The sequence below is a fragment of the Caenibacillus caldisaponilyticus genome, assembly GCF_002003465.1.
GTDB classification, from domain to species: domain Bacteria; phylum Bacillota; class Bacilli; order Bacillales; family Sporolactobacillaceae; genus Caenibacillus; species Caenibacillus caldisaponilyticus.
The window spans coordinates 1-19,349 of the sequence record NZ_BDDQ01000010.1 but is presented as its reverse complement, the minus strand read 5'-3'; the positions used below and the strand labels follow the sequence as shown (position 1 = coordinate 19,349).

Genomic DNA, 19,349 nt, shown 5'->3' with positions numbered 1-19,349 from the left:
CAGAGAAGAGGAGAAAGGCGTTGTTCCGAGGGGCACAGCGTGACTTGCGACCCAGCATCCATATCACAGAAAAAACCCGTATCATCCAAAAGCCGATGATACGGGGCGATAGGGTACGGGCCAGAGAAAACGCGATGGCACGGAGCTTCTCAATGGCCGCTCCGCGCGGGCTGTTCCGTTGTCGGAAAACGCTAATCGAGAGAAATGATGACTTTGAGCGCTTTTTCTTTGGAGGCGTGCGCAAAGACATCGTAAGCTTTCATGATGTCCGCAAAGTGGAAGCGGTGCGTAATGAGTTTTTCCGGCTGCAATTTTTTCGATTGAACCGTTTTGATTAACATCGGCGTGGAAGTCGTGTTGACGAGGCCGGTCGTCAAAGTGATGTTATGCGTCCATAACTTTTCAATATGAAGGTCGACGCTTTTGCCGTGAACCCCGATGTTGGCCAAGCGGCCGCCCGGTTTTAAAATTTCTTGGCAAATATCAAAGGTGGGCGGGATGCCGACCGCTTCCATCGCGACGTCCACGCCTTTTCCGCCGGTCAATTCCATGATTTTTTCAATCGCCTTGCCGTCGGAACTGTTGACCGTTTGCGTGGCGCCGAAGTTCTTCGCCGCTTCTAAACGATTGTCGTCCAAGTCAACCATAATGATTTCTGCGGGTGAATAAAATTGGGTGGTTAATAAAGCGGCCAAACCGACCGGACCGGCGCCGACGATGGCGACCGTGTCTCCGGGCTGGACTTTTCCATTTAACGCCCCGATTTCAAAACCGGTGGGCAGAATGTCGCTCAGCATGACGAGCGCTTCTTCATCAACGCCGTCCGGGATGCGGTAAAGGCTGTTGTCTGCATAAGGGATTCGGACGTACTCCGTTTGGGTTCCGTCGATCAAGTGGCCCAATATCCAGCCTCCGTCCACGCAATGCGCATACAAGCCTTTTTTGCAATTTTCGCATCTTCCGCATGAAGTGATGCACGAAATCAGCACGCGGTCTCCGACCTTGAAGTTGCTGACGCTCGAGCCGACTTCTTCCACGATGCCGACGCTTCATGCCCCAAAATTCGCCCTTCTTCGACCGTCGGGACGTCTCCGGAGAGATATGTAGGTCCGTTCCGCAAATGGTTGTTTTCGTTATTTTGACGATGGCATCCGTTTCTTTTTCAATTTTGGGTTTCGGCTTTTCCGTGACTTCTTTTTTTCCTTGTCCTAAATAGGTGACCGCTTTCATCGATATGCCCTCCATAAAATTTTTTGGTATTCGAATGGCCTGCTCATCATCCGGACGGCGGTATGGGCGCCGACGGGTCCATGCGCCACGGCGTTTTTAGGATGACGGGACCAACCGTTATTTTTATTTTCTCGTCTTTCCTATTGTTCCCTTTCCGATCGCTTTGATGCCTCCGAAGTGGGGGAGGCGTTCATCTGAACATTCTGGAACCTCGCGTCGCTGCCTGAGCGCTCGAGTTATTTTTTTATAATTAAAAATTTTATTGAAAATAATTTTAAGTTTGTTTATAATCGGGGTGCTTCATCCGACAAAAACGTGAAAGGGGAGGAAAGGAAATGGTGGTGTCGTACACGGGCAACGGACATTATTGTTACACGAACAGCCTTTATATGACCTTGGAAGGTTATGGGGCAGAGGCGTTGCCGGGGACTTACTTTATAGAATGTTTGACGACGATGCCCTTCGGTCATTTTTACCTCGCCCGTGAAAAGGATCCGCTCGTATTTTTCAGCGGCGCCAATATTGATCCGGATCGGGGGTTGTCCTTGGCGATTGAAACGCTCGGGTGGGAAGCGGAGGAGGCGTTCGGCCTTTCGCCGCATGAGGCCCTAGAGAATTTAAGAGAGGCGCTCCAAACGGGGCCTGTGTTGGCAGGGCCGGTCGATGCCGGGTATTTGACGTATCACCCAAACCACCGGAACTTGTCCGGAAGCGATCATTTCGTCGTCGTGCTCGATATCGTTGAAAAACAGGTGATCCTGCATGATCCGGCCGGCTTTCCGTTTGCGCCGCTTCCCATGGAAGACTTCTTGTCGGCGTGGAAAGCCGACCAAGTCGTTTATAAACGGGGCCCCTATACGTTCCGTTATCGTTTCAGGCCGGTCCGGAAGACAAGCCATCAAGAGATGATCCGGCAAACCTTGGAACGGATCGCGGTCAACTTGACGTTTAATCCCGATGGTCCAGTTGTTTACGGAGGGGTGAAAGCTTTGCGGCTTTTTTCCGAAGAACTGAAAAAGCCTCTGTCCCCGCAGCTTGAAGCGCATTTGCTTTGGTTTGCCTTCCCGCTGGCCGCGCGAAGAGCCCTGGATGCTGCCCGGTTTTTCAAAGACGCCGATCGGCCTGCGTGCGCCGAGATCCTGGTGGAAAAGGCGAAGCTCTTCGGCCAGGCTAATGGCTGTGCGGCCCGAAAAGAGTGGCAGGAAGTCCGCCGGATCTTAAACGCTTTGATCGATTTGGAAGAACGGTTGATCTCGGCTTTAAAATAACCCGCCGCCTCCGTTTGGAATTCCATTGAAAACGTCAAAAAGATATGGAATCGTCCCGCGGCTTAATCTTTTGGCAACGAAAACCGAAGATTGGAGCGGGATGACCGATGTCAATGATTTGATTTCAACCATACGCTTTGGGCAAAAAAGAGAGGAGCCCTCGGCGGCGCTTTGGAGCGCTGCCGGCCTCCTCGTTTTCAAGGCTTTTATGGCTGGCGGCATTCGGCAATTTGTTCGATGCCTTTTTAAAGCGGATTCGCACTGAAGGTTATTACCCAGGAAATGGGGAGCGTTTCGTTTGCTTTTTTCGGTCAAACGGGCGCTCGGTTTACGGTTCCTGGAGGCTACGGAATCAGCCCGTTGAACACATAAGCTTCCAAAACGGTGATCAAGCAAACGATAAACAGCAAGAACAGGCTATGTTTGAAGGTAAAGGCAAACAATTTGCCCTCGTTTCCGATGAGGCCCGTGGCGGCGGTGCCGACCGCGATCGACTGCGGGGAAATCATTTTGCCCATGACGCCGCCGCTTGAATTGGCCGCCGCGAGCAGCACCGGATCGACGCCGATTTGTTGGCCGGTAATTTTTTGCAAATTGCCGAACAAGGCGTTGGATGAGGTGTCCGAACCGGTAAGAAAGACGCCGATCCAGCCGAGGATCGGGGCAAAAAACGGGAACAACGCGCCCGTGTTCGCAAAGCCGAGCCCGAGCGTCGCGCTCATGCCGGAGTAATTTTCGATGTAGGCGAGACCGATCACCGCGCCGATCATCACGAGCGGCGCGCGCAACTCCTTCAACGTTGTCACAAAAATTCGTCCCCATTCCTTCCAGGAAATGCGCAAAATGAATTTGCTGATCAGCGCCGCGACAAAAATCGACGTGCCGGCCGCCCCCAGGATATCAAATTTGAAGATGGCGGGGTATTCGGTCGGCTCATTGACGATCGGTGACGTTTTAAAAATGTGGTGGTTCAATCCCGGCACCGGAATTTGGAAAGTGGCGTGGCCGAGGCGGGCTTTGACCCATTCCGAACCGCCCCAGAGCGTGACGGTGACGATCAGCACGAGAAACGGCGACCAAGCTTTCGCGATTTGCCCAAACGTATATTTGCGGTTCGGGCCGCCGGCGGACGTTTCGAGTGCCCCGTTCGCGCTCGCCGCTGCCTCTTCTTCTTTAAAGCGAAATACGGATTTCGGCTTCCACACTTTCAAGAAAAGCGCCAGGCAAACGAGGCTCATGATCGAGGAGAGGATGTCCGGCAACTGATAGCCGAGAAAGTTGGACGCGAAAAACTGGGCGACCGCGAAGGAGAGGCCGCAGACGAGGATCGCCGGCAACACTTCCTTCGTCCTCTTCCAGCCGCACATGATGAAGACGAGCCAAAACGGAACGATGAGCGATAAGACGGGGAGCTGCCGGCCGACCATGGCGGCGAGCGTGTCCGGCTCAAGCCCCGTGACCGCGGCCAGTCCGGCGATCGGAGCGCCGATGGCACCGAAGGCGACCGGAGCGGTGTTCGCCACCAGGCTCAATCCGGCTGCGTAAAATTTGTTGAATCCGAGGCCGGCCAGAATCGCCGCGCAAATCGCGACCGGTGCGCCAAACCCCGCGGCGCCTTCAATAAATGCGCCAAATGAGAAGGCGATCAGCAACACTTGCAAGCGGCGGTCTTCGGACAGCATGGCGATGGAATTGCGAAGGATTTCAAATTGTCCCGCTTTCACGGTCATGTTATAAAGAAAAACCGCGGCCACAATGATCCAGCCGATATGCCATAGCCCGTCGGCGACGCCGAGAAACGTCGCCTCTAATGAATAGGAGATCGGCATGCCGTAAACGAGGATCGCTTCCACAACGGCGATCAAGACGGTCAACAAGCCGGCCACGTGCCCCTTCATCTTTCTTATCGCAAGCGCCCAAAAGAAAAATAAAAGCGGAATTAATGCGGCGATAAAAGAACCGAGCATGTGGCCGAGCGGATTATAGACTTGCGTCCAACTCAACGGGACGCCTCCTTTCATGAATTCCTCTTTTTTTGGCATGGCGGACCGGCGGGTCAAGCGGTATATAATTCGTTTGCAAGGAAAACCGGGCAGAAACGGGTCTTTACGATGGACGGCCCGCCTAAGGGTATGACCCGGACACCCGGCCGCCAGGTTTTTCTAAACATCCGTGTGTTCATCGGTGGGACGACGGAACATGGAAAAGCAAGCGATGCGATGGATATTTTTGATTGTGAAGGCATTGCCTTCGGGTGAGCATGGCCCATGGTTTTGCCAATTGATGGCGCTTTCAAAAGGCCATAGCGCCATCCTTTGAGATGAAATCGATAGCGCTTGGCGCGATGCCGTTGCCTCCGGTGGTCATCGCGTGGATGAGACGGCATGAAAACCTATCCCTTGAACCAGTCTCGCAGGAATGCTGCCGGTGGTGAGGCGAGGGTGGACGTGCACCATTATTTGTCCCGGTGAGGAGGAAAACTGAGCGTCAACTGTGCGCTCAGTGCCCGGTCACCGCTTCCGGTTCCGCCTGTTTCGTTTCTGCGCAACGGCCAGGCGTCGGGAAGAGCTTTCCGGGATTTAACAGGTCATTGGGATTGAAGACGCGGCGGACGGCCATCTGCGCCTCGATTTCTTCATCCGTAAAGATCAAGCGCATCGCTTCTTTCTTCTCGAGGCCGACGCCGTGTTCACCGGTGATCGATCCGCCGGCGTCGGCGCAGGCTTTTAGGCACGCCATGCTGGCTTGGACGGCTCGCTCGCTTTCGCCGGGCTTTCTGGAATCGAAGAGGACGAGCGGGTGGAGATTGCCGTCGCCGGCGTGAAAAATGTTGGCGATGCGCAAGCCGGACGCTTCGCTGATTTGTTGGATGCGGGCGAGCACTTCCGGGAGGCGGCTGCGCGGGATGACGTCGTCCTGAACAAGATAGTCGGGGGAAATCGTCCCCATCGCGGCGAAACCCGTCTTGCGGTTTGCCCACCACAAGGCGCGTTCGGCTTCGGTTTGAGCGATCTTCACTTCCCGGACGTTGCACTTCCGGCATACCTCCGCGATATCGCGGATTTGGTCTTCGATGCCTTCGGCGATGCCGTCCACTTCGATCAGCAGCAAGGCGGCGATGCCTTTCGGATGGCCAACCGGAAACGCTGCCTTTTCCACGCCCTCAATTGCGATGCGGTCCATCATTTCAAGCGCGGCCGGGACGATGCCGCAAGATATAATGGCTGAGACGGCGCGGCTCGCGTCTTCGATCGAATCGAAATAGGCGAGCGCCGTCCGCTTATCCTGGGGAACTTTTAAAATGCGGACGACGATTTTCGTTACAATGGCGAGCGTCCCTTCTGATCCGGTGAGGAGACCGATCAAATCATAGCCCGGTGCATCCGGCATGCCGGCCCCGCCGATTTCAACGATTTCGCCGTTGGGCAGGACGACTTCCAGACCGAGGACATGGTTCGTCGTCACGCCGTATTTTAAGCAATGGGCGCCGCCGGCGTTTTCGGCGACGTTGCCCCCGATCGTGCAATTGCCTTGGCTTGACGGATCCGGCGCATAGTAGTAGCCGCGGTCAGCGATCGCGTTCGTCAACTGCAGGTTGATGTATCCCGGCTGGACGACGGCATAGCGGTTCGTCAAATCGAGGTGCAGCAATTTTTTCATTTGAACGAGGCTGATGATGACTTCGCCGCCGAGGGGGATGGCGCCGCCAGAGAGCCCCGTGCCTGCCCCTCGCGCGATGAACGGCACTCGGTTCCGGTTCAAAAATTTGACGATGGCCGCAACGTCTTCGGTGGAGCCGGGGAAGACGACCGCTCTCGGCATCCCTTTATGCAAGGTGTACGCGTCGCATTCATAGGCCAACAGATCGGCGCTTTGATAGAGCACTTTATCAGGACCGACGATATCCTGCAAACCGCGGACGACCGCGTCTGCGACGGCCGATGTTTTCTTAAACACGGGGGACCCTCTCCTCGCTTTGTTCTCGCTCATACGCCCAATCGAGCAATTGGACCGTGTGCACGACTTTGGCGCGATGGCCGCGGCGCTCGATGCCCATGGCGATTTGCAGCATGCAGCCCGGATTGCCCATGGAAATGAGGTCGACCTCCTCCGGCACGTCGTCGATTTTGCGTTCAAGGAGCCGTCCGGCCATCTTCGGGTGCGTCAAGTTGTAAATGCCCGCGCTGCCGCAGCACCGGTCAGAGTCGGGGAGGTCGACCCATTCGATGCCGGGGATATCCTTTAAAATTTGGCGCGGTTCCGCGCGCACGCCTTGGCCGTGGGCGAGGTGGCAGGCGTCGTGGTAAGCGACGCGCTTGTGGATGGCCGCGGCCGGCTTTCGGTAGCCGTGGTCGACGAGGAACTTCGTAATGTCGACCGCCTTCGCGGCAAAGGCTTCCGCCTCGCTTTTCCAGATCGGATCATCTTCCAAGAGCTCGCCGTATTCTTGAAGCGCCAAGCCGCAGCCGGCGGCGTTGACGATCACCGTGTCGACGTCGCGAAACGCGGCGATGTTTTGTTTGGCCAAGCGCTTGCCCGCCTCGCGGTCGCCGGCGTGGACGTGAAGCGCTCCGCAACAGCGTTGGCCTTCCGGAATGACGACTTCGTAACCGTTTTTGGTCAACACGCGGATCGTCGCGGCATTCACGTCGCTGAACAGGACGTCCATGATGCAGCCGGTGAGCAGCCCGACGCGTTTTTTTTACATCGCCTTCGGCCGGTATGACGGTGCCGAATGTTTTCTTAACGGGTTGGGCGGCCGCCGGCAAAATGGTCTCCATATCCCGCAAATGTTTGGGCAGGATCTTTAAAAGTCCGAGCTTGCGCGCGAAAGTCTCCAGGCCGCTTTTTTGCAAGAACCGCAGGATGGTGCCCAAGGCGTAAAGCCGGGAAGGGTGCTCAAAAATGCCGTTTAAAAAGATTTTTTGCAAGAAGCCGCGCCAACCTTTCAGCGGCGCAGCTTTTCGCACTTGACCGCGCGCCTTTTCGATCAGGCTGCCGACCTGGACGTTCGACGGACAGGCCGTTTCGCACGCCCGGCAATCCAGGCAGGTGAAAACGGGATCCGCGAACCGTTCGTCAAGGGCGGCTTTTCCTTCGGCGACGGCTTGGATTAAATAGACGCGGCCGCGCGGCGATTGATGTTCCTGGCCGAGTTCCTGATACGTCGGACACGCTTGCAGACAAAAGCCGCAATGGACGCAGTCCGCCCATTTCTCCTCGTCCGGCACGTCGGCATCCGGCAAATAGTTTCCGAGACGGGAGGTCGGGACCGGTCCTTCGGGTATCGTCAAGGTCCGTTGGAATTCTTCCATCCTATAGCCCTCCCACAAAGCGTCTTGGGTTCAACACGCGTTTCGGATCGATGGATTGCTTGATGGCCCGAAGCAGCGGGAAATGTGTGGGCTTCCCGCCCCAGACGTCACAGCGCCGCCGCAACGAAAGCGGCATGTGGGTGACGATCGCGTAACCTTCCTTGTCTTCGGCCGCCCGCCGCACTTCTTCCACGTATTGCAAAAGCGCGGCATCCGCACCTTGGGCGTAGAGGCGGCTGATGCCGTGCCCAACACCGCCGTGGCCATGCATGGTGACGCCAAGCGCTTCAGCGAGCGCGTCGCCTGTTAAAAGAAGCGGGATGACGTCTGCGTTTTTACTGCCGATTTTGATGGCGATTTCCGTTGCGTGCGTCGGAGGATCCGGACCGCGGCCGGCAGCGTTCGGCGCGATGCGGGAAAACTCGCGCCACCATTGGGCTGCGGCATCTTGGCGGAACGCAATGATGTCGGTCGCCCGTTTTTCTTTTACCCAGGCTTCTTGGGCGATCACGGCTTTTTCCCGATCTTCAAAGGCGACCGCGAGCGTCCAAGTGGACCCGCTCGCCAAGCGGCGGGCAAGACGGGGCGAAAGCAGTTCAAGCGCACTGGGTTCCAAGTGCGAGTTTTGCAGATCGATGACGAACGCGGAAAGCGCATCATGGTCCGCTTCATCAAATGGGATGAGGAGGAGGCTTTGAAACGGAGGAAGGGGGCGGAGTTTCACCCGAACTTCGCTGATGACGCCCAGCGTGCCCATCGATCCGATGAACAGTTTGTTCATGTCATAACCGGCCACGTTTTTGACGACGTTGCCGCCGGTGCGGATGACCTTGCCGTCCGGATACACGACGCGCAAACCGATGACCATATCCCGCGCCGAACCGTATTTTAACCGCTTCGGTCCGCTGTCGTTGGCCGCGATGACGCCCCCGATCGTCGCCTCCTCGGGCCACGGCACGTCAAGGGGCAGCATCTGCCCGTACGGTTTCAAAGCTTCATTGATCGCTTCGATTGTCGTCCCCGGCCGCACCGCCATCGTCAAATCGCCGGCGCTGTGTTCCGTGATGCCGGTCATGCGGGCGAGCGACAATAAAATGTCGGCCGTCTCTTCAAGGCCTCCGTATCCGCGCTTCGTCCCGTTGCCGGACGGAATGACGGAGAGCCCTTTTTCATGGGCATACCGCAGAACGGCCGCGATTTCTTCCTCGCTTTCCGGATAAACGCGGGTGAAGGCATGGTTCCCAAATGGATCATCGGGGACGGGCCCCGATTGAACGCGCTCCGGTGGCAACAGCGTGTCAAGGGTTGCGGCCATTTTTCTACACCTCCTGCTCATCGTCTTTTTGGGCGGCGGAGTCGATAAAATGGGAAACAATGATCGGCCTGATTGTTGCACGATGTGATGATGGAGAAAGTGAAAAAATGGAAGTTTTCTTTTCGCTGATCGCCGATGGGATAAGTTAAATATATAAAAAATTCCGCCTTTTAATTGTCGATCGATCGGTTAAAATCGCATGGAGCGCCCAATATATTTCCAAAAAAATAGACAGATTCCGCGGGAAAACAAGGCAGAGGAGACGTTCTTCGACACAATACAGCACTTTCCGGTTGGTGGAAGCTTCTAAATTAATGGTTATAGATTGCGAAGCTTCACCGTTCATCGGAATCTTGTTTGTCGCTTCTGTCTTTTTGTATTCTATAAGTAAATACGGAAGCTTATTGGCACAAAACGAAAAATGGTTGGAGCATCGCTTGGCATGATGAGGACGGCGGCATCGTCTATCATGTGTGGATCCTATCCGCGTCGGGCAAAAACCCTTTTACAAAAGAAGATTTAATGATGGCGGCGGATTCCATGCGGTAAGTGAAGAATGAATGGATGATAGCCTTAAAATGCCGATGAAAATCGATCCCCAGAATGAGGGACTTTTAAAAGTGTCTTTCATTCGGGGATCGTTTATCTTTAGATTGGGTTAATTGACCTTTATTTCTCAACCACTGGATGCATCGTTTCATATGGATTTTGTTCCCAGTCTCTAAGCCACTTAGATATATGGGATTCTATGAGATTAAGAGACATCACACGGGCAAGAGGCAACAGCGGTTGCAAAGTATGAATCGCAGTAGAAGACTGTCCTTTATAAAAATATATCCAAGCTTGAACGATCCAAAGTCGAATAAAAGTATAGGAACGGCGCACCGCAGGCATCACTTTTAGCCCCTTATCAATTACTTTTTGCGCCAAGTCATATTCACCGATTGCCAGATAATTCCGAGATAATTCATAAGCAATTTCTGATAAAATATAGTCATTTTCGGGCCTTGACTCCCAAAATTTAACCAATGTTTCAATCGCTCTCTTATAGTTGCCATGATGACGTTGCTCATAGGCAATAAGCGGTTCGATATAAATCTCGGATACGGCTCGATCTTTATCATTGATGATCTTTCTCAGCCTTGTCCATTTTTCTTTGGGGATGGGGATCTTTTGATGTATAGAAGAGGTGATTTGCCCGCAAATTCCCCAGGCTTCGATATGCTTTTCCCCAAGGGAAGCGCTTAAGTCAACGGCCTTGGAAAATTCCGCAAACCCGGCCGACATGCCGTAACGCGCTTGTCGAACCAACCCCAAATGTAAGTTCGCTACGGCGCTCTCAAGACTTCGGGGAGCGACCATGTTTAAAATGGATTCGAAATAGGACTCTGCGAGGCCATAATAATCGTTATAAAAAGCCGACATCGCCATGGCTTGTAATACACGGAACGGTTGGACAGACTTCGGTTTTATGAAGCGACTTTCGGCTTGGGAAACATCTTTTAACCCTTTGTTCGGCTCTCCTTTCAGCATGAATGCCCACCCGCGAATGAGCTGGGCTTGACTGGTTAACTCTCGATCCCCGATGTTCGTCGCAACCGTCACCGCTTGATCGGACAACTCAAAAGCATCTTCAAGATGGCCCTTCTCAATCGCTTTCCATGCATGCTTGAGTAACACTTGACAGGTGTTTTCTATCGGTTTAACAGCATCGCGAAGGTAATCGTAACTGACTCCCAATTTTTCGGACAGCGTTTGCAATGCCTGTGCGGAAGGGCGAATGCGGTCGCGTTCCAGTTGGCTGACAAGGGATCTTGATACACCGGGACCGCTCAAGTCTGCCTGTGTCAGCCCGCGTTCCAGACGCAGTTCGCGTAACCGTTTGCCAAAGGACATCGTAAAATCCCCCTTTTTTACCTCATCTTACAACTTTCATATTTTTCTATCAATAACATGTGTTAAACCGCGTATTTTGTGGCGCGCGTGTTATTGTGTATGGGGAAACGACGATAAAAGGGGGATTTAATGAGTGAATACAGAAAAAAGGAATCAAAAGCTTTTTTTAACCGGCAGCTTCCTTTCTTTAGCAGGTGATAGTATCTTTGCCACTGCGATGATGTATTACTTATCTCAAGTCAAACATGCCTCGTTCTATTTATCTCTGGCGACCCTCGTCTTGACGATACCGAGCGTCTTTGCCACGTTCATCGGCGTTTTTACGGATCGCCGTTCACCGAAAAATGTCATGGCTGTCGTCCGAGCCATACAAGCCGTCCTTTGCTTGGGATTAATATGGTGCTTCAAATCCATCCCGGTGCTGCTCGTCATCGTATTACTTCTTGAGATATTCGCTACGATAAACTCGGTCGCTGGCGTGTCTCTAACAGCTCTGATTATCACACCGCAGGACCGTTCAAAGATTATTGGCCTATTGCATGCTGTTCAAAATTCCATTCAGCTTGGCGGCCGTTTTTTTGGCGCCGCTTTGCTTGCTTGGATTCATCCTGTTGGCGTCGCGATGGCCAACTCCAGTTCGTTTGTCCTCGCTCTTTTGTGCATTTTAGGGATTCGTTTGCCTAAAAAGCCAAAAGAGATAAGCGAAGAAAACTCCAAAAAGTCTACCATAAAGGAATGGGTCGAAGGTTGGAAAGCCCTCTATCATGACCGGCTTACCGCTCGTTTCACGTTGGCGGTGGCCATAGGCGGGGCCATGTTGGTACCGGTTCAAGCATTTTTAAGCCTGATTTTGGTCAACCGTCTTCATGCCAATACTTTTGAATTTGGATTGGCGTTTGCTATGGAAATGATAGGCGGGATCATTGGAGGATTGCTGGGCAGCCCGATCATCAGGCGAATCGTGTCTCGTTTTGGATACGCGATTGTATTTTTCTTCGATTTTTTGATGATGGGACTATCCACTGTTGTGGTAGGGGTCACTTCACAATACGGGGTTATTGTAGGGACTATGTTGATACTAGGCTTAGTTCAGGCGTTTCAGAACATCACCGCGCCCACCTATTTCATGCTGGTGAATTCTAAAGAGGTGCTGGGAAGGGTCATTGGCACCGTGACCTCTACACAGGCTTTTTCGGCATTGTTGGCCAGTTTAATATTAACCGGCATTTCTACCGTCGTTTCTGTAACTTGGATATTGGTCATCGCCGGCGGAATTTTATGTCTTTCAACCATCGCCTTGTTCGCATTCCCTCTTGGGGTTTTAAAAACGAATGTGCAGGCAGACTTCACAAAGGAACAGGTCAGTGATCATTGAATGAACGCTGATCGCCAAAACCGTCCCATCCTTTCAGTCATTCACACCACTGGAGGAAAAGACCGTTGAAATGTTTTTGATCTTAAAGGATCTCTATACCAAGACTTATTACCTACGCTTTATTCGTCAGGCAAATGCACAACTGAAAATTTGTTCGCTGAGTTAAAACCGTTTTTCAGGCTTTAATGCACGCTTTTTTATAATCCAAAACCATCATTGCCTACTGGCTTCTGCCTCTAATTGAACGATTCCGGGGCGTGACTTCGTTTAAATCGGCGTCGAGTCTTGTTCGCCGTTCTGAGGAAAGTTGAGTTTAAATCGGTCCGAGGCACCCATCTTTAGGTAGGACGGCAACTTCCGCATGGAAGGGGCCAGCAGCCAATAAAGCGCCGTAAATAGATGGGCGAGGCTGCCTGCCAAAAACACCCATTCGCTTCCGAATAAATGGGCCAAATACCCGCCCACTAAAGCGCCGATCGGCAAGGAAGCGGCGGCCATGCTGTTCACGACGGAAAAAACCCTGCCCAAGAGTCGCTCGGGAACGAGGGCTTGAAAGATGGAATTGATCAACACATTCGCAAGGCCCAAGGCGACCATGGAGAGCCCTAAAAGTCCGACAGAGAGGAATGGAGGATTGACGAGATCGGATAACCCCCACATGAGCGATGAAAGAAAAAATGCAGAAATGATGAGCTTGCCCAAAGGCCAATGTTTCATTTTGGAAGCGACTAAGACGCCGATTAAAAGGCCGATGGAGATGGAAACCAAATAATACCCATAGAAGGGTTCTCCGCCTTTCATGTTTGCATAAGCCGGCAAAATGCCGTTGATCATGCCAAAAATAAAATTGGCAATGACGATAGGAATCATGAATCGAGGGATAAAAGAGTTTTTGACGACCGTTAAACCTTCCGCCAGTTCTTTCTTGTAGCTCAGATAACCGGCATAAATGGTCGATTTTGGAGGGGCGGACGCTTTTGCTTGATGAATGCGGATTTTCATAAACAACAACGCCGCGATGAGAAAAGTCCAGGTATCCATTAAATAAACACTAATGGCGCCGACATGCATTAAGATGACGCCGGACAGCCCCGTTAAAATGAAATCGCTGCCTTGATAAGCTAAGGTCATCAAGGCATTGCCGCTTGCCAGTTCCTCTTTTTCCAAAATCCTTGGCACCACCGCCGATTGAGCAGGAAAGACAAAGCGTTCCACACTTACAACCAAAAACATGACCGCTATCACGATCCAAACATTTAAAAAGTGCAAATAACTGGCGAGGGGAATGACTAAAATGAATAGGCCTTCCATGATTTGCGAATAAACCATGATGGATTTGACATTCCAGCGGTCGACAAAAGGGCCGACCAAAAACTCAAAGATCCGCGGACCGGTCATAACAGCGGAAGCGATCCCGGTATAAAGCGGGTTTTTGGTTAAGTCATAGACCAACCACATGGCGGCCACTATATAGATGCTGTCGCCTAGGTTGGTAATAAACCTGCCGGCGAAAAGAAAAAGGAAATTCTTCTTTAACAACAGCTTAAACATTTTATCCCACCCATCCCAAATTGTTGAATGATTTATTTCAATTTATCAAAAACTGCCATTTTAAAAATCGGCCCCGGGACGGAAAATCGGTTGTTTTTAAGGAGGGTTTAAAAAAGGGAGTTTACAAGATCCAACCGGTTAGGAAGCGAGGAATCGGTCTTGTGGTCCGACATTTTCTGAAATAAAATAAAAGTAATAAAATTATCCTACCAAAGGGGTGGCGTGATGACGGTACCGGTACAGGATGACGCACAGCAGGCCAAGCTCGTCAAACGCGTGCGGCGCAATACGCTGGGAGATGTTTTATTGCGCGCCAGGGCGCGTTATCCCGAAAAGACGGCTTTCGTCTATCATGGTTTGGCATTGACTTACGCGGCATTCGATGACAGGGTCAACCAAACGGCCCATGGTTTGCGGGCGGCCGGGGTGAAAAAAGGGGACAGGTTCGCCGTCGTGTCCAAAAACAGCTTGGATTTTGTCGTGATCAACTTTGCGCTCGCCCGGATTGGGGCGGTGATGGTTCCGCTCAATTACATGCTGACGGCAGCAGATGTCCGCTATATTTTACAACACGCCGGTGTGACGGGAGTGTTCGCCTCGCCGGAATACGTTCCGCTGCTGGAGCAGGCGGCGCCAGATTTGCCGATCACATGGCGCTTCTTAATGGACGCCCCCGATTCGGACTTTTCGCAATGGATCCCGCTCATCCAAGTCCAAGACAACCAGCCGGCCGATTTGGCGGATGAAGAACTGGACGATGACGACCTCGCCCACGTCCTTTATACGAGCGGAACGGAATCCCGGCCGAAAGGGGTCATGCTGTCGCACAAGAGCCTGATCAGCGAATATGTCAGCTGCATCGTCGACGGCCAGATGAGTCCGGATGATATTTTCGTCCATGCGCTTCCGCTTTATCACAGCGCGCAGCTCCATGTCTTTCTCGGCCCGAGCGTATACGTCGGCGCGACCGGCATCATTCTCGATACCGCAACTCCTGAGCGCATTTTGCAAACGATTGAAGAAGAGCGGGCGACGCAGCTGTTTTGTCCGCCGACGGTTTGGATTGCGCTGCTCAGGCATCCGGATTTTGACAAACGGGATTTATCGACGTTGAAAAAATGTTATTACGGCGCGGCGATTATGCCCCGCGAGATTTTGAAAGAATTGGCTCGGCGCTTGTCGAACGCGCGCTTTTGGAATTTTTACGGACAAACCGAAGTCGCTCCGCTGGCCACCGCCTTACAGCCCGAAGACCAATTGCGCAAACTGGGTTCGGCCGGGGTGCCGACCTTGAACGTGCAAACGAAAATCGTGGACGAGAACGACCAAGAAGTCCCACGCGGCGAAATCGGGGAAATCGTCCATCGAACGCCGCACGCGATGCTCGGGTATTTGAATGATCCCGAGAATACCGAAAAGGCTTTCCGCAACGGCTGGTTCCATAGCGGCGACTTGGGCTACATGGATGAAGAAGGCTTTATCACGATCGTCGACCGCAAAAAAGATATGATCAAAACCGGCGGCATCAACGTCTCCAGCCGCGAGGTGGAAGAGGTGTTGTACCAGTTGGAAGGGGTTTCGGAAGCCGCCGTCATCGGGGTCAGCGATCCGTATTGGATCGAAGCCGTTACCGCCGTGATCGTTCCTAAAGCGGGAGCGGCGCTGACCGAACAGGACGTCTTGGATTTTTGCCGGGGAAGGCTGGCCAAATATAAAATCCCGAAAAACGTCTATTTCACCGATGAGCTGCCGAAAAATCCGAGCGGTAAAGTGCTGAAGCGCACGCTGCGGGAAATCTATCAGTCCTAACAAAAAAAGGTTGAAGGCTGCTTTAAGGGGCGCATGCGCGAACGGCTTACCGATCCTGGCAGGCAGCGCATGGCGTTCAGCGGGTAGCAGGCGGGATGAACGGCATTTTTGCTTAATGTCAGAAGGCGGCGCTTGCTTCTTTCTTCGAATTTATTCGCAAGTACGTGAAAGATTGGTCTGAAACTTCACGAAGGCCATGATCCGGCAAACAGGGAACGAAATCATTCAAATGAATGCGCGGAAACACCTCCTTGGGGCTTGCCCTTAGGAGGCGTTTTTTTTTTTGGATTTCAACGAGGTGGTGCGGAATCATAAGCTTCACGCGAGGCTTTTCGCCAATTTTTTTCTTTCCATCATGGACGACAGAATGATTTTGTCAAATGCTGTCTTTATAAAACGGAATCATTACTATTTACAAATGGGCTTGATCCGTATAAAATAAAAAACGTCAGTTATAAATCGTAATGGTTCTTATTTGAATGCTTGTTGCCATCCATTTTTGTCGGTGCCGACACAGACGGCGCCGCCGATGCTTTTTTAAAGAGAAAAGAGGACAAGAATGAATGGCGCGCCTTCGTCCGTTTCATCGCCGCGGCATCCTTCGAGAAGGAGGCCCGTTTTTTGTTCAAGGCGAAATCGGCCAACCATCGGACGTCCGCGTTTTCTTTCTGCGCACATCAAAAATTTTCAATAACGTGGTGAATTCAAATGGGAAAGGCACTCACTGTGGATCAGGTGACCGTGAAATATAACCATATCGTAGCGGTACATAATGTCAGTTTGGCGGTTGAGGAAGGCGAATTTGTGGCCATCGCCGGGCCGAACGGCGGGGGAAAATCTTCCCTCATCAAGGCGATCCTTGACCTTGTGCCGCTCGCTTCCGGTTCCATTCAAATTTTTGGTCAAGATCATCGAAAAGCGAAAGGCTTGATCGGCTACATTCCCCAGCAATCGGTGTTTGATTCGAAATTTCCGATTACGGTTCGGGATGTCATTCTCATGGGACGTCTGCCGGCGTCGCTTGGGTTCTTTCACCGCTTCACCCGCAAGGATGAGCGTCGGGTCGATGAAATCATGGAAGAATTAAAGATTGAATCCTTGGCGGACCGGCCGATCGGGGAATTGTCCGGCGGGCAAAAACAAAAAGTGCTCCTCGCCCGCGCGCTCGTCACGGATCCGAAGATGTTGATTCTTGATGAGCCGACCGCCAGCTTGGATCCGCCATCCAAGAAACAGATTTATGAACTTCTTAAAGAATTGAACAAAAAATTGACGATCTTAATGATTTCCCACGATGATGAACGCATTTTCGATTACGCCACGTCGGTTGCTTATATCAATAAGAAATTGATTTATCGGGGCAATGAGGTCCGGTCCTTCGATAAAATGGCGACCACCTGACGGAAGGCGTTGGCTTTTTTTGAGCACATCGAGACATAGAACGGGAGGCGCTTGCTTTGGAAGAGATCACACATTTAGCCTTGCAGCACGCTTTAATCGGCGGCATTCTTGCCAGCATTATAAGCGGGATTATCGGCGTCATTGTGCTGGAAAAAAGATTGGTCATGATGAGCGGCGGGCTTGCGCACGTCTCATATGGCGGCATCGGATTAGGCTTGTATTATCACTTCCCGCCCTTGATCGGCGCCATCATTTTTACGATTGCCGGAGCGCTTGGCATCGGCCGGCTGAATCGACGCCGCAACGAAACGACCGATGTATTGATCGGCGTCTTTTGGTCCGTTTGCATGGCATTCGGCGTGCTTTTGACACAGCTTTCGGATATCGATGTCGACTTTGATAATTATTTGTTCGGCGATATTTTTTCGGCCAAGACGTCGACCTTATGGATGATTTTTGGCGTGGCGGTTGCGGTGCTTTTAGTTTTCATCGCTTTTTATCATGTTTTAAAAGCGTATTTGTTTGACGAAGAATACGCGGAGGTTCAGGGCGTCAAGGTGAAAGGGCTCGAAACCATTTTGTTCATTTTGCTCGGCCTGTCGACCCTGATCATTCTCATGATGGTGGGGCTCGTTTTGACCGTCGGTTTATATGCCGCGCCTCCGGCTATTGCGAAAAAATTCACGAAGGATTTTAAAAAAGTCGTGTTATTATCGATCCTTTTAAACATGATATTTGTTATAATTGGAATAAGCATCGCGTACGCCTTACAAATTGCATCCGGTTCCGCGATCATTTTCATCGCAGGTGCCGCCTACTTCGTTGCGACGTTCATCGAATACGTGAGAAGACGCCGGCGGATGGTGGACACAGAGTCATTGAACGCGTAAGGATGTGATACCATGGATCTCAACCAAGCGATCCACGTTTTAAAATCAAACGGGTATAAACATACGGATAAGCGGGAAGATATCTTGCGGATTTTTACCGAAAACAAGGGATATTTGACGGCCCGCGACGTCCTGCGGCAATTAAAAGACCATTATTCGGGACTCAGTTTTGACACGATTTATCGAAATCTGTCGTTGTTCGTGCAATTGGGCATTCTTGAGGAAACCGAATTTAAGGGAGAAAAGCATTATCAATTGAAGTGTGAGGACAACCATTGCCATCATCTCATTTGCGTCAGCTGCGGGGCGACGAAGGATATCGATGTTTGCCCGTTTGAAGAGCAATTGGCAAGGTCCAATGATTTTAAAATTACCGGACACAAGTTTGAAGTTTACGGGTATTGTCCGGCTTGCCAATGAGTGTTTGCAAACGCACTGTCAGTTCTTGTAAGCTTGGTGGATTCTGTTCACAAAATACATGAAAAATTGGATTTAAGGTTAACGCGCTTCTTACGCGGTTGCAAAGCTCCGGATTTCCGGGGCTTTTTTTTCGAAATCATATGATTGAAAATTTGATATTGAAATTATCAAAAGAAAAGTTTTGAAAATGTATTAAAAATGACGGTTGAAGGTTTTCTTTAGACACGGCGAAGATCAATCCAGTGAAACAACAGTGTTCAAAGGAAAAAATTATATCCAAGTAATGGAGCCCATCGTTTTTTAAAAGTTTTAAAAGCGTGTCAGGTTTAATTGTGCCTCTTTCATGATCTAGATCCGTAAAAACGAGTAAAGTCGGCTATTGAAAAAAGGGGTAGGCGGGAAATGATTGGATAAACGAGGTTCAAAATGGAAGCCGTTTTAACCAGTATTTTTTCAGCCGTATTTTATAACCCCTTATTCTTTGCTTAATGTATGGATGATTGCCTATAAAAGAGAAGAATCATCGCTCGGGAAATTGGTCAAGTCCATTTTATTGTGTAAATTTCCCTTTGATAGAAAGATGGACCTGATGACCTGACGTATGGCAGGTAAGTCCGGCAAGTCTCCCTGCCGGTCGCCTTCCCGGACTAATGATCATTGTTGTCAAAGTACAGGTGTGTCAAGGCGCTTTCGCGGCAACTCCTCGCTTCCGAGGTATTTCACGTTCTCCTTGACACGTCGAAGAAATTATCCCACTTTCTTGATCGCCGAAACTTCCTGATTCATCGTTTGAACGCCTAACTCTTTCGTTTTCCGCCACTGCCAATAGTCGGACATATCCAGGTATTTGCGTCCCGATATCCATTTTTCGTCCATTTC

11 protein-coding genes and 3 pseudogenes are annotated in these 19,349 nt (G+C 51.4%); 6 read left to right on the top strand and 8 right to left on the bottom strand.

The features are described from left to right. Nucleotides 1–191: 191 nt before the first annotated feature. Nucleotides 192–1,230 (bottom strand): annotated as a pseudogene (locus CCB157_RS04315) (zinc-dependent alcohol dehydrogenase family protein). A gap of 335 nt (nt 1,231–1,565) precedes the next feature. Here CCB157_RS04315 and CCB157_RS04310 point away from each other — a divergent pair. Continuing rightward, on the top strand, nt 1,566–2,498 hold the full coding sequence (locus tag CCB157_RS04310; RefSeq protein WP_077614701.1) for a YobF C-terminal domain-containing protein: 933 nt from the start codon (nt 1,566–1,568) through the stop codon (nt 2,496–2,498). A 344-nt stretch (nt 2,499–2,842) separates the two neighbouring features. On the opposite strand, the gene CCB157_RS04300 is transcribed toward CCB157_RS04310, so the two are convergent. The 5 genes and pseudogenes from CCB157_RS04300 to CCB157_RS04280 all read right to left on the bottom strand — a co-directional run bounded on the left by CCB157_RS04300 (nt 2,843) and on the right by CCB157_RS04280 (nt 11,024). Beyond that, on the bottom strand, nt 2,843–4,501 hold the full coding sequence (locus CCB157_RS04300) for an L-lactate permease (RefSeq protein ID WP_077614722.1): 1,659 nt from the start codon (nt 4,499–4,501) through the stop codon (nt 2,843–2,845). A 496-nt stretch (nt 4,502–4,997) separates the two neighbouring features. Continuing rightward, nucleotides 4,998–6,488: an FAD-binding oxidoreductase gene (locus tag CCB157_RS04295; protein WP_143286921.1), complete on the bottom strand. Its 1,491-nt coding sequence runs from the start codon at nt 6,486–6,488 to the stop codon at nt 4,998–5,000. Continuing rightward, nucleotides 6,448–7,813: pseudogene (locus tag CCB157_RS04290) on the bottom strand ((Fe-S)-binding protein). Before CCB157_RS04290 ends, CCB157_RS04295 begins: the two are co-directional and overlap by 41 nt. A 1-nt stretch (nt 7,814) precedes the next feature. Continuing rightward, entirely contained in the window at nt 7,815–9,128 is a 1,314-nt protein-coding gene (locus CCB157_RS04285; RefSeq protein ID WP_077614698.1) for an FAD-binding oxidoreductase, read from the bottom strand. Nucleotides 9,129–9,797: 669 nt separating this feature from the next. Then, nucleotides 9,798–11,024 carry a helix-turn-helix domain-containing protein gene (locus CCB157_RS04280; RefSeq protein ID WP_077614697.1) on the bottom strand — a complete coding sequence of 409 codons (1,227 nt, stop codon included), beginning with the start codon at nt 11,022–11,024 and terminating at the stop codon, nt 9,798–9,800. Nucleotides 11,025–11,157: 133 nt separating this feature from the next. Here CCB157_RS04280 and CCB157_RS04275 point away from each other — a divergent pair, with 133 nt between their 5' ends. After that, nucleotides 11,158–12,399: an MFS transporter gene (locus tag CCB157_RS04275; RefSeq protein WP_077614696.1), complete on the top strand. Its 1,242-nt coding sequence runs from the start codon at nt 11,158–11,160 to the stop codon at nt 12,397–12,399. 267 nt (nt 12,400–12,666) lie between these two features. On the opposite strand, the gene CCB157_RS04270 is transcribed toward CCB157_RS04275, so the two are convergent. Continuing rightward, nucleotides 12,667–13,950: an MFS transporter gene (locus CCB157_RS04270; RefSeq protein WP_077614695.1), complete on the bottom strand. Its 1,284-nt coding sequence runs from the start codon at nt 13,948–13,950 to the stop codon at nt 12,667–12,669. 225 nt (nt 13,951–14,175) lie between these two features. Here CCB157_RS04270 and CCB157_RS04265 point away from each other — a divergent pair, with 225 nt between their 5' ends. The 4 genes from CCB157_RS04265 to CCB157_RS04245 all read left to right on the top strand — a co-directional run bounded on the left by CCB157_RS04265 (nt 14,176) and on the right by CCB157_RS04245 (nt 18,470). After that, nucleotides 14,176–15,759 (top strand): acyl-CoA synthetase, encoded by a 1,584-nt coding sequence (locus CCB157_RS04265; RefSeq protein ID WP_077614694.1) that lies wholly within the window; start codon nt 14,176–14,178, stop codon nt 15,757–15,759. A gap of 726 nt (nt 15,760–16,485) precedes the next feature. Then, a complete protein-coding gene (locus CCB157_RS04255) occupies nt 16,486–17,160 on the top strand; it encodes a metal ABC transporter ATP-binding protein (RefSeq protein ID WP_158077196.1) in 675 nt (224 codons plus the stop codon). Between the two features lie 56 nt (nt 17,161–17,216). After that, entirely contained in the window at nt 17,217–18,050 is an 834-nt protein-coding gene (locus CCB157_RS04250) for a metal ABC transporter permease (protein WP_158077195.1), read from the top strand. A 12-nt stretch (nt 18,051–18,062) separates the two neighbouring features. Continuing rightward, on the top strand, nt 18,063–18,470 hold the full coding sequence (locus tag CCB157_RS04245; RefSeq protein ID WP_077614690.1) for a Fur family transcriptional regulator: 408 nt from the start codon (nt 18,063–18,065) through the stop codon (nt 18,468–18,470). Nucleotides 18,471–19,217: 747 nt separating this feature from the next. Here CCB157_RS04245 and CCB157_RS18435 read toward each other — a convergent pair. Beyond that, nucleotides 19,218–19,349: pseudogene (locus tag CCB157_RS18435) on the bottom strand (IS256 family transposase); the annotation flags it as partial.

Coding starts and splice junctions, on each gene's coding strand:
- CCB157_RS04295 (WP_143286921.1), bottom strand. CDS start 6,488: ATGAGCGAGAACAAAGCGAGGAGAGGGTCCCCCGTGTTTAAGAAAACA.
- CCB157_RS04245 (WP_077614690.1), top strand. CDS start 18,063: ATGGATCTCAACCAAGCGATCCACGTTTTAAAATCAAACGGGTATAAA.
- CCB157_RS04310 (WP_077614701.1), top strand. CDS start 1,566: ATGGTGGTGTCGTACACGGGCAACGGACATTATTGTTACACGAACAGC.
- CCB157_RS04270 (WP_077614695.1), bottom strand. CDS start 13,950: ATGTTTAAGCTGTTGTTAAAGAAGAATTTCCTTTTTCTTTTCGCCGGC.
- CCB157_RS04265 (WP_077614694.1), top strand. CDS start 14,176: ATGACGGTACCGGTACAGGATGACGCACAGCAGGCCAAGCTCGTCAAA.
- CCB157_RS04280 (WP_077614697.1), bottom strand. CDS start 11,024: ATGTCCTTTGGCAAACGGTTACGCGAACTGCGTCTGGAACGCGGGCTG.
- CCB157_RS04285 (WP_077614698.1), bottom strand. CDS start 9,128: ATGGCCGCAACCCTTGACACGCTGTTGCCACCGGAGCGCGTTCAATCG.